This is a genomic window from Serratia sp. BNK-4 (genome assembly GCF_048685115.1).
In the GTDB taxonomy this organism is placed as follows: Bacteria; Pseudomonadota; Gammaproteobacteria; order Enterobacterales; family Enterobacteriaceae; genus Serratia; species Serratia bockelmannii.
The window spans coordinates 1,570,585-1,586,230 of the sequence record NZ_JBLQTM010000001.1 but is presented as its reverse complement, the minus strand read 5'-3'; the positions used below and the strand labels follow the sequence as shown (position 1 = coordinate 1,586,230).

13 protein-coding genes and 2 tRNA genes are annotated in these 15,646 nt (G+C 57.7%); 9 read left to right on the top strand and 6 right to left on the bottom strand.

Annotated features, from left to right (window positions below):
- Positions 1-38: 38 nt before the first annotated feature.
- The 8 genes from ACMGGW_RS07595 to ACMGGW_RS07560 all read left to right on the top strand — a co-directional run bounded on the left by ACMGGW_RS07595 (position 39) and on the right by ACMGGW_RS07560 (position 9,901).
- Positions 39-1,244, top strand: a complete 1,206-nt coding sequence (locus ACMGGW_RS07595) for an efflux RND transporter periplasmic adaptor subunit (RefSeq protein WP_080271250.1) — start codon at positions 39-41, stop codon at positions 1,242-1,244.
- Complete coding sequence (locus ACMGGW_RS07590; RefSeq protein WP_043141772.1) at positions 1,241-3,178, top strand: MacB family efflux pump subunit; 1,938 nt, start codon at positions 1,241-1,243, stop codon at positions 3,176-3,178. The genes ACMGGW_RS07595 and ACMGGW_RS07590 overlap by 4 nt, the downstream gene beginning before the upstream one ends.
- Before the next feature lie 3 nt (positions 3,179-3,181).
- Positions 3,182-4,549: a TolC family protein gene (locus ACMGGW_RS07585; protein ID WP_038629170.1), complete on the top strand. Its 1,368-nt coding sequence runs from the start codon at positions 3,182-3,184 to the stop codon at positions 4,547-4,549.
- Positions 4,550-4,963: 414 nt separating this feature from the next.
- Positions 4,964-6,466 carry a glycine betaine/L-proline transporter ProP gene (gene proP, locus ACMGGW_RS07580; protein WP_025302375.1) on the top strand — a complete coding sequence of 501 codons (1,503 nt, stop codon included), beginning with the start codon at positions 4,964-4,966 and terminating at the stop codon, positions 6,464-6,466.
- Positions 6,467-6,565: 99 nt separating this feature from the next.
- The gene (locus tag ACMGGW_RS07575) at positions 6,566-7,492 is read left to right on the top strand and encodes a LysR family transcriptional regulator (RefSeq protein ID WP_025302374.1); all 927 of its coding nucleotides are present in this window, start codon (positions 6,566-6,568) and stop codon (positions 7,490-7,492) included.
- Positions 7,493-7,602: 110 nt separating this feature from the next.
- A complete protein-coding gene (locus tag ACMGGW_RS07570; protein ID WP_197770806.1) occupies positions 7,603-9,231 on the top strand; it encodes a GMC family oxidoreductase in 1,629 nt (542 codons plus the stop codon).
- Positions 9,232-9,400: 169 nt separating this feature from the next.
- Positions 9,401-9,529, top strand: coding sequence for a hypothetical protein (locus ACMGGW_RS07565; protein WP_256376329.1), 129 nt, complete (start codon positions 9,401-9,403; stop codon positions 9,527-9,529).
- A 102-nt stretch (positions 9,530-9,631) separates the two neighbouring features.
- Complete coding sequence (locus ACMGGW_RS07560; RefSeq protein WP_025302371.1) at positions 9,632-9,901, top strand: hypothetical protein; 270 nt, start codon at positions 9,632-9,634, stop codon at positions 9,899-9,901.
- Positions 9,902-9,968: 67 nt separating this feature from the next.
- On the opposite strand, the gene ACMGGW_RS07555 is transcribed toward ACMGGW_RS07560, so the two are convergent.
- From ACMGGW_RS07555 to ACMGGW_RS07545, 3 genes are all read right to left on the bottom strand, one after another.
- The gene (locus tag ACMGGW_RS07555; RefSeq protein ID WP_025302370.1) at positions 9,969-10,520 is read right to left on the bottom strand and encodes a hypothetical protein; all 552 of its coding nucleotides are present in this window, start codon (positions 10,518-10,520) and stop codon (positions 9,969-9,971) included.
- A complete protein-coding gene (locus tag ACMGGW_RS07550) occupies positions 10,486-10,767 on the bottom strand; it encodes a hypothetical protein (protein WP_025302369.1) in 282 nt (93 codons plus the stop codon). The genes ACMGGW_RS07555 and ACMGGW_RS07550 overlap by 35 nt, the downstream gene beginning before the upstream one ends.
- A 140-nt stretch (positions 10,768-10,907) precedes the next feature.
- Entirely contained in the window at positions 10,908-11,360 is a 453-nt protein-coding gene (locus ACMGGW_RS07545; protein WP_025302368.1) for a PaaI family thioesterase, read from the bottom strand.
- A gap of 237 nt (positions 11,361-11,597) precedes the next feature.
- Here ACMGGW_RS07545 and ACMGGW_RS07540 point away from each other — a divergent pair, with 237 nt between their 5' ends.
- Positions 11,598-12,938 (top strand): anaerobic C4-dicarboxylate transporter, encoded by a 1,341-nt coding sequence (locus ACMGGW_RS07540; RefSeq protein ID WP_141997742.1) that lies wholly within the window; start codon positions 11,598-11,600, stop codon positions 12,936-12,938.
- A gap of 176 nt (positions 12,939-13,114) precedes the next feature.
- On the opposite strand, the gene ACMGGW_RS07535 is transcribed toward ACMGGW_RS07540, so the two are convergent.
- The 3 genes from ACMGGW_RS07535 to ACMGGW_RS07525 form a co-directional block, all read right to left on the bottom strand.
- Positions 13,115-13,200: transfer RNA gene (locus ACMGGW_RS07535), tRNA-Leu, on the bottom strand.
- Positions 13,201-13,210: 10 nt separating this feature from the next.
- A tRNA-Cys gene (locus ACMGGW_RS07530) sits at positions 13,211-13,284 on the bottom strand.
- An 886-nt stretch (positions 13,285-14,170) separates the two neighbouring features.
- Complete coding sequence (locus ACMGGW_RS07525; RefSeq protein WP_225735594.1) at positions 14,171-15,577, bottom strand: PLP-dependent aminotransferase family protein; 1,407 nt, start codon at positions 15,575-15,577, stop codon at positions 14,171-14,173.
- Positions 15,578-15,646: the final 69 nt, after the last annotated feature.

Here is a 15,646-nt window from a genome sequence, read left to right as displayed (position 1 = left end):
TGCCATGATGGCAGACTGGAACCGCCGCTTTTATCGTTATGGAAAACCTGGGTATGTCATCACTGAAACTCCCCTCCCGCCGTCTGGCGTTGATCGCCGCCATCGTTTTCATCGCCGTCGCCGTCGCGCTGGCCATTTTTTGGCAACGCCCGCCTCAGCAGGATTACGTTACCGCGCCGGCCCGCCTGGGCGATATCGAAAACGCCGTGCTGGCCACCGGGCGGCTGGATGCCATCGAACGCGTCAACGTCGGCGCCCGCGTCTCCGGCGAAGTCAAATCGCTGAAGGTCAAGCTGGGCGATCGCGTCACCAAAGGGCAACCGATCGCCGACATCGACGATCTGCAACAGCGCAACGATCTGCGCAACGCCGAGGCGGCGCTGAACGTAGTCAAAGCCAATATGTTAGCCAAACAGGCCTTGCTGAAACAGGCGGAGTCGCGTTTTAAACGCCAGCGCCGCATGCTGAACGACGAAGCCAGTTCGCGGGAAGACTTCGAGACCGCCGAAGCCTCGCTCGCCACCACTCGCGCCGATCTGCAGGCGCTCAATGCGCAGTTGGTGCAATCGCAGATCGAAGTCGAAAAGAAAAAAATCGATCTGGGCTATACCCGCGTGGTTGCGCCGATGGACGGCATTGTTATCGCCGTGGTCACGCAGCAGGGACAAACGGTCAACTCCAGCCAAAGTGCACCGACCATCGTCAAGCTGGCGCGGCTGGATATGATGACCATCAAGGCGCAGATCTCCGAAGCCGACATCACCCGCATTTCGCCGGGACAAAAGGCGTACTTCACTATTTTCTCCGATCCGGATAAGCGGTACGACGCCACGCTGCGCACCATCGAGCTGGCACCGGAATCGGTGATGAAAGACGACTCGCTCGCCGGGACCAGCTCTGCTTCCGGCTCCGGCACCTCGAACGCCTCGGTCTATTACAACGCGCTGCTGGACGTGCCCAACCCGGAAAACCGCCTGCGCATCGCCATGACCGCGCAGGTGTCCTTGCTGCTCGGCGACGCGAAGAACACCCTGCTGGTGCCGATCCAGGCGGTGCATAAAATCGATGGCCAAGAGCAGCAGGTGCAGGTGCTGACCCAAGACCAGCGGCTGGAAACGCGCAAAGTGACCACCGGCATCACCAACAACGTCGACATTCAGATCCTCAGCGGCCTGAAAGCCGGTGAAACCGTGGTGCTGTCGCAGCCCGCCGCCAAATCGGCTGAGGATGGCATCTTCCTGTGAACGCGATCATCGAACTAAAAGGCATCAGCCGAACCTACACCAACGGCGGCCAGGCGCTGACGGTATTGAAAGACATCGATCTGACCATCGCCGCCGGCGAGCTGGTGGCGATCATCGGCGCCTCCGGTTCCGGAAAATCGACGCTGATGAACATCATGGGCTGCCTCGACGTGCCGGATCGCGGCGACTACTACATCAGCGGCCAGAACGCCGCCCACCTGTCGCCGGACGAACTGGCCCGCCTGCGCCGCGAGCATATCGGCTTTATTTTCCAGCGTTACCACCTGATGCCCGATCTCAGCGCGCTGGGCAATGTCGAAATCCCGGCTATCTACGCCAACGCCCGGCGCGATCAGCGGCGGCAGCGGGCGGCGCAATTGCTGGCGCGGTTGGGGCTTGAGGGACGCGAAGACCACAAACCCGGCCAGCTTTCCGGCGGCCAGCAGCAGCGCGTCAGCATCGCCCGTTCGCTGATCAACGGCGGTGAGATCATCCTGGCGGACGAACCGACCGGCGCGCTGGACACCCAATCCGGCCAGGAAGTGCTGGCGATCCTGAGCGAACTGAATCAGCGCGGCCACACCGTGGTGATCGTCACCCACGATATGAAAGTGGCGCAACATGCGCAGCGCGTCATCGAACTGCAAGACGGCAAGATCATCGCTGACAGTGGCCGCAAGTCGGCGCCCGGCGCATCGCTGCCGCCGCCGAACCGCAGCCGGCAAAGCGGCTGGCAACGCCTGATCGACCGCACTCGCGAATCGCTGCACATGGCGTTGAAGGCGATGAACGCTCATCGTCTGCGCACCGCGCTGACCATGACCGGCATCATCTTCGGCATCGCCGCCGTGGTCACGGTAGTGGCGCTGGGCGAAGGCGCCAAACAGCGCACGCTGGAAAACCTCAAAGATCTCGGCACGAATGTGGTAAGCATCTATCCGGGCCGCGATTTCTTCGACGACGCCATCGACAGCATCCGCACCCTGGTGCCGGCCGATGCCGACGCGCTGGCACAGCAAAGCTTCGTCGACAGCGTCAGCCCGGAAGTAGACGCCTCCGACAGCATCCGTTTTCGCAGCAAATCCGCCACTGCCTCGATCACCGGCGTCGGGCGCGACTATTTCCGCGTTAACGGCGTCGAGCTGTTACAAGGCGTGACTTTCCGCGACGATCGTAATGCGCTGCAGGAAGTGATCATCGACGACAATGCGCGCCAGGCGCTGTTCGGCGATTTCGGCGTCGAGCCGCTCGGCCAGATCGTGTTTCTCGGCTCGGTGCCGGCCCGGGTGATCGGTGTGGCTAAAAGCAATCGCAATTACGCGCCCAATCGCATCACTGTATGGATGCCCTACAGCACTGTCATGTATCGCATGGTAGGCAAACCGACGCTCAGCGGCATCACCGTTCGCCTAAAGGACAATGTCGCCAGCGAATCGGCCGTCACCGCTATCACACAGCTGTTGACCCAGCGCCACGGCGTAAAAGATTTCCGTTTGTACAACTTCGATAAAATCCGAAAGTCCATCGAACGCACGTCAATGACTTTTAGCCTGCTGATCCTGATGGTGGCATCAATCGCGCTGGTGATCGGCAGCCTGGGCGTGATGAACATCATGCTGGTCTCGGTGACCGAACGCACCCACGAAATCGGCGTGCGTATGGCGGTCGGCGCGCGGCGCAGCGACATCATGCAACAGTTCATGATAGAGGCGGTGCTGGTCTGTCTGATCGGCGGCGCATTGGGCATCGCGCTGTCGTTCGCCGCCGGGTCGCTGTTCACCTCGCTGGCGGGCGGTATGTTCACCGCCATCTATTCCTGGCAAGCTGCCGCGACGGCGTTTTTCTGTTCAACTTTAATCGGCATGATCTTCGGTTATCTCCCCGCCCGTAAAGCGGCAAGGATGGATCCGGTCGTTTCATTGGCCAGCGAGTAACCCATGAAAATTTTATCTCCCCTGGCGCTAAGCCTCGTCGCCTTGCTCACCGCCGGCTGCGGCAACGCCCTGAAAAGCGACTACCGGGCGCCGCAGGTCAACTATCCGACGAGCTGGCAGCACGACGCCCACAACGCCGCGCCCACGCCGTTCGACTGGCGCGATTTCCACGATCCTGAGCTCGATCGCTGGCTGCAACAGGTGATGGCGAGCAATAACGATCTGGCCGCCGCCGTACTGCGCGTTTACCGCGCGCAGCTCGAGGCGGAACGCGTCGGCATCAGCACCGCGCCCGGCATCAGCGCCTCATTAGGCAGCGGTATCAATCGCCCGCTGTCCGAGTCCTCCGCGTGGAATAAAACCAGCAACGCGTCGCTCACCACCAGCTATGAAGTCGATCTGTGGGGCAAGCTGGCGCGCCAGCGCGACGCCGCCGAGTGGAGCAGCCAGGCTTCCGTGCAGGATCTGCAGGCGGCGCGCCTGAAACTGTTGGCCGACGCCGCCACCAACTACTGGCGCATCGGTTTTCTCAATCAACAAATCAGCGTCAGCCAGGCGAGCATCGCCTATGCCAAAACGACGCTGCGGCTGGCCAACGCCCGTTATCAGGCCGGCAGCATCTCGGCGCTGGACGTAGTGAACGCGGAACAAAACTTGCTGGCGCAGGAACGCAGCCTGCTGGCGTTACAACACGATCGTCAACAGGCGCTGAACGAGCAGGCGGTGCTGCTGGGCGCGCCATCAGGCCAGGCCACCATCGCGCCCGTGCGCCTGCCGACGACGGCGATGCCGCAGATCAACACCGGCATTCCCGCTAGCGTCCTGAGCCGTCGCCCGGATCTCAGCGCTCAAGAGCTGCGGTTGCGCGCCGCCCTGGCCAACGTCGATGAAAAACGTCTGCAATACTATCCTGCGTTCAGCCTGACCGGTTCACTGGGCGCCAGCAGCGGCGCGCTGCTGGAATTCCTGCGCAACCCGACGGGCAGCCTCGGCGCCGGCCTGACGCTGCCGTTCCTGCAGTGGCGGCAAATGGGCGTGGAGATCAAGATCGCCCGCAACGATTATGAACAGCAAGTTCTGGCCTTCAAGCAGGCGCTGTACAAAGCGATGGGCGATGTGAACAACGCGCTGTCACTGCGCACGCAGCTGCTGGCGCAGGAGACGCAGTTGCGCGCCTCATTGGCGTTGGCGCGTAAATCGGAACGGCTGAACGAGGTGCGTTACCGACAGGGCGCCGTCACCATTACCGACTGGCTGAATGCTCAGGAACAACGCCGTCAGGCGGAACTGTCGGTGGATGAAAACCGCTTCGCGCAGTACCAGAATCTGGCGAAAATCTATCTCGAATTCGGCGGTTCATCGGTACCTTAATCCAAACTGCCTGGCCAGTGGGTCAGGCGTTTTTTTGACGGCAAACACATCAATTTTTCCTGTTTTATCTCCCGTACTCTCTATACTTAAAACATGACCAATTAGACGAAAAATCGTCAAATCGCACATTTATTAGACCATTCTCGCACCAAATCGGTGCAAACACTTAAGTTAAACTGCTGGATTTGATCGCCGCAAGATATAACGTTAAGCTATAGATGCAAAATAATTAGTCACCTAAATGACATAACCTCGGCATAAACGACGGTATTTTGTGATCCACATCCCAACTTAAATGTGGATAATGAATCGTCTTGAACCGCGATTCGATTAGCCGATTTGATAACTCGAAAACAACAGTGAACGGAGATTACGCTTTCACGAACAACGAATAATTCATTAAGGGATGATTATATGAAGTTAAGAAAAAAACGACATAAACCGATGCACATTAACGACATCACCATCATCGATGACAGCAAACTCAAGAAGGCGATCACCGCGGCGGCCCTGGGTAACGCGATGGAGTGGTTCGACTTCGGCGTATACGGCTTTGTCGCCTATGCGCTTGGCCAGGTCTTCTTCCCCGGCGCCTCTCCCGGCGTGCAAATGATCGCCGCACTGGCAACCTTCTCCGTGCCCTTCCTGGTGCGTCCACTCGGCGGTCTGTTCTTTGGTGCCATGGGCGATAAGTTCGGTCGCCAGAAGGTTCTCTCGGTCACCATTATCATTATGGCGGTCAGCACCTTCTGTATCGGCCTGATCCCGTCCTATGCATCGATCGGCATCTGGGCCCCGATCCTGCTGCTGCTGGCCAAACTGGCGCAGGGCTTCTCCGTCGGCGGTGAATATTCCGGTGCGGCGATCTTCGTCGCCGAATACTCGCCGGACCGCAAACGCGGCTTTATGGGTAGCTGGCTGGACTTCGGCTCCATCGCCGGCTTTGTGATGGGCGCAGGCGTAGTGGTGCTGATCTCCAGCATCGTCGGCGAAGCCAACTTCCTCGACTGGGGCTGGCGTATCCCGTTCTTCATCGCCGCGCCGCTCGGCCTGATCGGCCTCTACCTGCGCCATGCGCTGGAAGAAACCCCGGCGTTCCAGCAGCACGTGGACAAGATGGAGAAAGAGGATCGCAACGCCATCGAAAATCCGCCAAAGACCTCGTTCAAAGAGATCGCGGCCAAACACTGGAAAAGTTTGCTGGTGTGTGTCGGTATCGTGATTTCCACCAACGTGACCTATTACATGCTGCTGACTTACATGCCGAGCTACCTGTCGCATAACCTGCACTACTCGGAAGATCACGGCGTTCTGATCATCATCGCCATCATGATCGGCATGCTGTTCGTGCAACCGGTGATCGGCCTGACCAGTGACCGCATCGGCCGTAAGCCGTTCATTATCGGTGGCAGCATCGGCCTGTTGGCGTTGGCGATCCCGTGCTTCATTCTGATCAACAGCAACGTCATCGGCCTGATTTTCGTCGGCCTGCTGGTGCTGGCGGTGCTGCTCAACTCCTTCACTGGGGTGATGGCCTCCATCCTGCCGGCGATGTTCCCGACGCACATCCGTTACAGCGCGCTGGCGATTTCGTTCAACATTTCGGTACTGATCGCCGGTGCGACGCCGACCGTTGCCGCCTGGCTGGTGGAAGCGACCGGCAACCTGTACATGCCGGCCTACTACCTGATGGTCGTTGCAGTGATCGGTCTTATCACCGGTCTGTACATGAAAGAAACCGCCAACAAGCCGCTGCGCGGCGCGACGCCGGCCGCCTCTGACCGCTCCGAGGCAAAAGAGCTGCTGCAGGAAACCTACGACAACATCGAACAGAAAGTCGAGGACATCAACGCGCAGATCGCCGAACTGGAAAAGAAAAAACAGATCCTGATCGACCAGCACCCCAAACTGGACTGATTCGCTCTGACAAGCAAAAAACCACCCATCCGGGTGGTTTTTTTTGCCTGCCGTGCAGAGAGTGGTAACTTGACCCGGCGGATGCCGAAGGAGAGATGAATGAATCAGTTTCAGGAGATGGCGACCTATATCGCCGTGGTCGAGGCCGCCAACATCAGCGCCGCCGCCCGCCGCTTGGGCACCACCAAGTCGGTGGTCAGCAGACGCATCCAGCAGTTGGAGACGCGCCTTGGGACTGTGCTGTTCGAACGCGGGAAAACGCTTGGGCTGACCGACGCCGGCCACCTGTTCTATCAGCGCGCCGTTCTCATATTAAGCGAAGTGAGCGATGCCGAAGAGTCGGTGCGAACACTGCACGGCCAACTGCAGGGCCCGCTGCGGTTAACCGCGCCGATGGCGTTCAGCATCCGCTATCTGGCACCGCTGTTATCCACCTTTATGGCACAGTACCCGAGCCTCAATCTGGACGTGGAGTACAGCGATCGCCTGGCCAATCTGAATCAGGAGAATTTCGATGTCGCCATCCGTATCGGCCCCTTGGCGGATTCCGACCTGATCGCGCAGCGCATCTGCGCCAACCGCCATTTGATTTGCGCCAGCCCAGCCTATCTTGCCCAGAAAGGCACGCCGATGCACCCGCAACACCTGCAACAGCACCAGGGGTTGCTGTATATTCAGCGCGAACCGACCGGCATGCTGCAGCTCCCCATCGAGGGCGAAATCCGGTCGTTTCGTATCGGTAAACGGCTGCGCACCGATAACGCTTTTCACCTGTTGGCGGCGGCTAAAGCCGGTTTGGGCCTCGCCATCCTGCCCGCATTTATCGCCGCCGACGCGATACGCGCAGGGGAACTGCGCATTGTGTTGGCCGCCTATTCACCCGACGGCGGCGACATTTCCGCCGTCTATCGCCGTTCAAAACGCGCATCCCCCAAGATCAAGGCGCTGGTGGACTTTCTGAGTGAACACATTGGCCATACGCCCAGTTGGGAAACCGCACTCTCCTCTTTCCTGACGTCAACCTGAAAGGTTCGCAGAACGCGAACCCGAGGTTCGAATTTCGCCTGCTTGTTGCTTGTGCTTCAGGGTTTTAGTCTGCAGAACACACACTTTCTGCCCGCTCTGGAGACTCTGCCATGAAAGACTTATCACGCCGTCAGCTGATATCAAAAACGCTTGTCGCTTCAGCCGCCGCCACGCTCGGCGCTTCCACATCGGTTTCCGCATTATCGGCGCAATCACAACCGGCCCAACGGACCAGAGAGACATCCCCTACTTTCGACGTAGTCATCGTCGGCGGCGGCTCCGCCGGCGCAGTGATGGCGGCTCGCCTCAGCGAAAACCCTGCGCGCCGGGTCCTGCTGTTAGAAGCCGGGCACAGTTATGCACCCTACGATTATCCGCGCCTCATCGCGGACAGCGACGTCCTCGGCGCCAATGGCAACCCGGAGTTCGAATGGGGATACCGGACAGAACCCGGCTATGTCAGCCACGCGATCGGCGCTATCCGCGGTAAAGTCCTGGGTGGCAGTTCAGGCGTCAACGGTGCCGTGGCGATCCGCGCCCGTCCGGAAGATTTCAACCGCTGGGATCTGCCGGGATGGGGCTATCAGGACCTGCTGCCCGCCTTCAAAAAACTGGAGACTCGTCATGGCCTGCACGACCGCGCAATCCATGGCGATAGCGGCCCTTTTCCCGTCGTGCAACTCACATTGGATGACATCACGCCAATGCAACGCGCTTTCGTCGCCGCCACGCGCGCCAACGGCTATGACGCGATTGACGATTTTGATGGCCCTTCAGCCAATGGCGTCGGCCCCTACCCGATGAATATCGTCAACGGCGTACGCGTTAACACCGGCATGGCCTATCTGGATGAGAAAACCCGCGCCAGAGACAATCTTACCCTCCGTGCAGATACGCTGGTCGACCGCGTGATATTTGACGGGCAGCACGCGATCGGCGTCCGCCTGGCCAGCGGCGAAGAAATCCATGCCGCTGAAGTGATCCTGAGCGCGGGAACCTACGGTAGCGCCGCCGTTTTGATGCGATCCGGCATCGCGCCTGCGCAACAGTCGAAGCGTCTGGGGATCCCCGTCGTCGCCGATCTCCCCGTCGGCGAAAACCTGGTCGATCACCCCTTTTATTACAATGCCTACGCCGCCCGCCCCGATGTCATCGGCAGCCAATCGCCGGTTATCGGTGCCAAGCTGTGGACCCACAGCAGCCAGGCGGAACCGGGAGAGCTCGATCTGCACATTACCGCGACGCATCTGTTTCCTCATGACCAAAGCCCTACCGGCGTCGGTTTTGTCTTGGCGGTGGCGCTGACTCGGCCACAATCCACCGGACGAGTCTGGCTGGAAAGCCGCGATCCAGCGGCAGCCCCGCACATTGATCTTAACTTCCTGGCGCAAGAGAACGACCGCGTTCGCTTGTTGGAAGGGGTCAAACTGGCGCGTAAAATAGGGCAAACCGCCCCGCTGTCTACGCTTATCCACAGCGAGCTTGCGCCCGCTGCAGACAGCGACGAGGCCATTCTTGCCTCGATGGTGGCGACGTTGGATACCTATCATCACCCGACCTCTTCCGCGCCGATGGGAAATGCCGGCGAACCGAAGGCGGTCGTTGACCTTCAGGGCCGCGTACACGGCGTATACGGGCTTCGGGTCGTCGACGCATCCATCTTCCCCGACGTTCCCTCCGTCGCCACTAATGTGACGACGATCGCCACCGCCGAGCATATCGCCCGACACTACGCCTGACCGTTTGGCGGCAAGATAGGCTGTTGAAACCCGGCCGGTCATCCTGATGGCCGGCCTTCGCCATTCCGCAGCGGCACAATCGAAATAACGGCGGCACATTTTATCCTGCCGGGAAACGATGTTACCCTTGTGGCCACCGTCACCTCTGCAAAACATTCTCATGGGCAAAATGGATCTTCCCGTCATCATCGGCATCCTGGTTATGCTAACCCTATGGCTCGGCGCGCTCTTCAACATCGGCGATCTCAGCCTCACCATTTCGCGCCTGTTTCACTGGTTCGAAAGCCAACGTGGATAACCTGGGTTCGCGATAACGCAGGCAGCGAGCAAACATCGGCTATGATTGAAAGACGTTACGTCATTTTCCGAGACTGTCGCTCGCGATAAAGAGGACCGCATCATGACCGACTATGGGTTCTACAATCAAATCCTGACCCGGCTGGCCGCCAATCACCCCGGCACGCTGGATGAGAAAACCTACGAACTGTGGAAGCAGGACGCCACCAGCCCGCACGCCTTCGCCGATCCCTTCGCCTATCTCAAAACCAAGGGGCTGATACAGGCTTATGTGATGAGCGACATCGACGAGAACAACTATGATATCGACCCGCATCAAACGCGGATCACCGCCGCCGGCCTTGAATTCATTCGCAACGGCGGGTTTAAATAAGGGGGATTCGCGCCAACAAAAAACCGCCAGACGGCGGTTTTTTTACTCTAAAAGCATCCGGACCGGCTCAGGCGGGGAAAGGCCGATAAAAAATGCGCAGCACTTCGTTATCACCCTGGCGTAAAAAACCGCCTTCCGGCTGCCAGCGCAGATCGCGCGCCAGATTGAGATTTTCCCAGCCGACCGCGCCCCCCACGCCGATGCAAAGATTTTTATTGCCTGCGGCAAATCCCGCACCGGTACCGATCATGGCATGCAGCAAACGGGGCGCAGCCGCGTCGCGCAGGGAGAATATGCCGATAAAACATCCCTGCGGCGCGCGCAGCATATCGGCCATAGTGCGGATCTCGGTATCATCCGGGCTAACGAAATGTTTGTATTGCTTATCGAACACCGTCTGCCACAACTGCTTGTATTTCGCCTTGCTGAGCGCGCCAGAACGGTGGGCACAAAGCACCACCGCATCCCAGCACATCTCCCCGCTGAGCGAAAGATACTCTTCCGTATCGGTTTGCGGCTTATCGGCGTAATGCCGTGCAAATTCGGCCGCATTCAAATGCGGCGGCACGGCCTGTTTGGCAACGTCACTCTTGTAGCGCTTGAAATTCAACCAATGCATGGGGACTGTCCTCTTCACCCTCTAGATTAATGAACCTGAAGCCGTGGATGAGACGAGCCATCAAATCCAGAGCGTCGTCGGCGATGGCGGTTTCGTCGTCATTCAGCCCCTGTTCCACCGAGCGCTCAATCGCGTTCATCACCGCCGGAGCGCTGGTTTCTTCCCCCTGCGCCACCACGTCTAATACGGCTTTGCCGATCGCCAGACAAAGCTCATGATCAAACTCAACCTCTTTATACGGCTGCATAACCACCCCGATAAATTTTTACCCAAGAATACTAGACCACAATGGCGTATCGCGCCTGTCATCGTAGCGCAGCAAGGTATGCAGCCGAAGAGAAATGCATCAGGCCCCGGGTTGATAGCCCGAAGCCCGATAAAGGCAGGTTATTGCGGGGCTTGATCGGTAGGACGAATGATAAAACACGTGGCGGTTGCCGAGGCCAGCAGCTTCCCTTCCGCCGTTTTGAGCGTGCCTTCGGCGAAAGCGACATTTTTCGACGCATAGACCAGACGCCCCTCGGCGATCAGATCACTCTCCTTTGGCACCGGGCGCAACATTTTAACCTGCAGATCGACGGTGCCATAACCAATCCCTGCGCCCAGCGTACTGTGCACCGCGCAACCGGTCACCGAGTCCAATACCGTAGCGGCGAAACCGCCATGTACGCCCCCCAACGGATTCAGATGGCGCCCGTCTGCTCGCGCCACAATACGGATATACCCCTCTTCAACCGCGTCCGGTTTCATGGGCACCGTTTCAGCGATTGAAGCCGGTGGAATTTTGCCGGCCATCGCAGCCTGTAATAACGCCAACCCCGTCATTTTTGTCGGATCCATTGCTCTCTCCTCTGGTGGTGAACCGGTTATATAGGAGAGGTCTGACCTCTTGACTTGCTTTTTCGTGCTGATGTCGTCAGCCGCCTGCTCTTCAGATTCTCTGAACGTGACCGCCATCACTCTTTAGAGTTAATAACCACAATTTTTTAGCGCCTTTAGATTTAAAACAACTTTCTGCTGTAAACGCCGCCGGAAACTGAACGCAGTTAAGTTCAACATTATTAAGGCGTATCTATCATGGATTTCTTTCTGCAATTAGCGGTTATATTGGCATGCTTGCTGTATGGGGCGCGTAAGGGCGGCATTGCGCTGGGGTTACTGGGCGGTATCGGTTTGATGATCCTGGTGTTCGGCTTTCACCTGCAGCCCGGCAAACCGCCGGTAGACGTGATGCTGGTGATCATCGCGGTGGTGGCGGCCTCCGCCACCCTGCAGGCCTCAGGCGGGTTGGACGTCATGCTCCAGATCGCCGAGCGGATGCTGCGGCGCAACCCGCGTTATGTCTCGATCATCGCACCGTTCGTCACCTGCATTCTCACGATCCTGTGTGGCACCGGCCATGTGGTCTACACCATCTTGCCAATCATCTATGACGTGGCGATCAAAAATAACATCCGCCCGGAACGGCCGATGGCGGCCAGCTCGATCGGCGCGCAGATGGGCATTATCGCCAGCCCAGTCTCAGTGGCGGTCGTTTCACTGGTGGCGATGCTCAGTAGCTACACCTTCAATGGCCGCCATCTGGAATTCCTCGATCTGCTGTCTATCACCATACCTTCCACCCTGTGCGGCATTCTGGCGATCGGCATCTTCAGTTGGTTCCGCGGCAAAGACCTGGACAAAGATCCCGAGTTCCAGAAATTCATCTCGGTGCCGGAGAACCATCGCTACGTCTATGGCGACGCCGCCACCCTGCTGGACCGGGTATTACCGCGCAGCAACTGGATCGCCATGTGGATTTTCCTCGCCACTATCGCCCTGGTGGCGGTGCTGGGAGCCTTTTCCGACCTGCGGCCCAGCTTCGGTGGCAAGCCGCTCTCCATGGTCCTGGTGATCCAGATGTGTATGCTGATGGCCGGGGCGCTGATCGTCATCATTACCCGCACCAACCCGGCGTCTATCTCTAAAAACGAGGTGTTCCGTTCCGGCATGATCGCCATCGTGGCGGTGTATGGCGTCGCCTGGATGGCGGAAACCATGTTCGGCGCGCACCTGGCGCAGATAGAAGCCACGCTGGGCGTGCTGGTGAAAGAGTACCCTTGGGCCTATGCGCTGATCCTGCTGCTGGTGTCGAAATTCGTCAATTCGCAGGCCGCCGCACTGGCGGCGTTGGTGCCGGTGGCGTTGGCAATCGGCATCAACCCGGCCTATATCGTCGCTTCGGCGCCGGCCTGCTATGGCTACTATATTTTGCCAACCTACCCCAGCGATCTGGCGGCGATCCAGTTCGACCGCTCCGGCACCACCCGCATCGGCCGCTTCGTGATCAACCACAGCTTTATTCTGCCCGGCCTGATCGGCGTCAGCGTCTCCTGCGTCTTCGGTTGGATCCTCGCCGCGGCGTTCGGTTTCTTATGAGTTGTACTTCGGAGCCCTGCGGGGCTCCCTGCAAGCAGGATGACAATCCAAGGGGATGGGTATGATAAGAAAGGAAAAATGCAGGTGTAATACGAATTTCAAGCACAAAAAAACCGCCTCTCGGCGGTCTACGACATTACTACTTATTGCTTTGATTATTCGGTATTTTTATTCCCTGGTACCCGGGGCGGGACTTGAACCCGCACAGCCATAAGCCGAGGGATTTTAAATCCCTTGTGTCTACCGATTTCACCACCCGGGCTCGGGAAAGTTGGAGGCGCGTTCCGGAGTCGAACCGGACTGGACGGATTTGCAATCCGCTACATAACCGCTTTGTTAACGCGCCTTTATTCTGTTTGCCTTTTCAGGCCAAAGCCGGTGATTCACCCACTTCGTTTTGTTCTTTTGGTTGGCGATGTTGAAATCGCTTATCCTAATCATCTGATTCTTAAGTAATTTATTTCGTTACCGCCGAATCGATGGACTGCATTATGGACTAAACCCCCCACCTTGGCAACCCCCCGAAATAGCAAAAAGTTCTCTAACGCTTTCAACTGCTTATTTTGTGGGCGCACTGTTCACAATGCCGACGGAAAGGCAAGCGGAATGTTGATTTTATATGCGTCGGCTCGGGAATTCACGGGCAAATCGGATCTTTTTTTCTCTACAGGAATCGCTTACCTCCCCCCTCTCCGGCTTTTCACCTGCTTATGATGATGAGATATCATGCAAAACATCATCATGGGGACATCGCGCAATCTCCAGCGCCGCAGCCCTGAACGGCCAAAGCAACTGCAGAGCTGGGGACTTACGCCAGGTTGTCCAACGCACGATGGGTCGGCATCAATCCCCCTGCAGAGCACCGGCACGATGTCCAATCAAATGTGCCTGTTTTCGCCGTTCAACGGGGGCATCCTACGGTATGAAAACGACTGGAGATATAGGGACATATGAAGTTGTTCTATCACTCTACCGTGCCAGCTCAATGCCCTGACAGCAGCGTTACTGATTGGGTGCAGCTTGGCTTATCATTCGATGACAAGCTTGCCCACTTAGAAGGACGGAGGGTCTGCTGAGTTAGTGCAAGTTACTTTTAGTGGAAAAGCTGTAGAACCAGTCGCAGAGCCCCTTAAATGCCCAAAGATTGATTCAGGCTAAGGATCGAAGCTCCATTGGACACGGCCTCCCCCGACGAACTGTCGCCTGACGGCTACTTATATGTATGCGCTGCTTTAGTAAAACAAGCGTGGTTCGGGAGAGGCTAGCAAGCTGGCCAGCGTGGTTAACGCAAACTTCAGTTCGGCGCGACTCGGTGACATCAAGGCAATTCGCACGCCATTAGAGGCGATAGTACGCTGTGCTAGGAACTGGCTGCCGCTAACGACCATTACCCCATGAGCACGGGCCAAGTTGGCAAACTCATCGCAAGTCCATGGTTCGGGCAATTCCAACCAAACGTGGAAGCTGTTGGGCTGGCTGCAAATTCGATAACTGCCAAGAACTTCCTTGACCAGTCTCTGCCGTGCAGCGGCCTCATCTTGCTGCGCTTTGACTAATCGCTCACCCATACCGCTGCAGATCACGTTGCTGGCCAACTGTGCCATCATCGGCGAAGGCATCCATACGCTGCTACGGACCATGGATGACAAGCGTGAGAGAGTCTCAGGAGGCGCGTACAGGTAGCCAATACGTAACGCGGGAAGAATGCTCTTTGAAAGGCTCGTCAAATAGATGGATCGCTCAGGTGCATAGGCCGAAATCGGTTTACTCGCTGGCTGGACCTCCAGAAAACCGTAAATATCATCGTCAATAATGAATACATCATGCTCGCGGGCAATCTGCGCGATTGCCTCGCGACGCTCCGGGGGCATGATTGAATTAGTTGGATTTTGGTGGGTGGTTACGCAAATTAGTAACGCTGGGCGGTGCTCAACGCAAGCGGCGCGGAAGGCCTCAGGGAGTAGCCCGAATTCATCTATCTGTACGCCCTGCAGTCGCCGATCGAGGCTATGAGCAAGAGAGATGATTCCAGGATAGCAATGCTCTTCGCACAAAATCACATCATTGGTTTTCGATAGGCTACTGATCGCCACTAGCAAGCCATGCTGCGCTCCGGAAGTGAGGACGATCTGCTGCCACGTTGCATCTGGCAGACTGCGTTGCACCCAACGAGCCCCCGCTTGCTTGTGTACTGCGTGCCCACCATCGCTGGTGTAGTCCATCACACGGCCCAAATCCGCTGAGTGCGCGAGTTCAATAATTGACTGCCGCAACCAACCGTCTATGTCGGCGTCACTAGGCTTAATTATTGAAAGATCAATCTGTGCATTGTCTTCGGGGGAGCGCTCGCCTATCGCGCGTGGCGCAGCCTTGGTTTGGGCAGGCAGGACAAAGGTCCCGCGACCGACCTCACCGATCACTAGCCCACGTTTGGCCGCTTCGTCATAGGCACGGCCAATGGTCCCAGGAGTGACTTTCAAAGTTCCAGCGAGATCCTTGAGCGTTGGCAGCCGCTCGTCAGGCTGCAGGCGCCCGGAATTGATGTCCTGCTCCAGGGCATCGGCAATCATCAGGTAAACCGGTTTCTCATGATCGCTGTATTGAGGGACCCACATAGGTAAAGCACCAGATATCTTCATGAATGCCAAATCCTAGCATAAAAGTATATGCAAGCGTTATGGGTGTAATCGAGGAACCCGTTAAAGGTT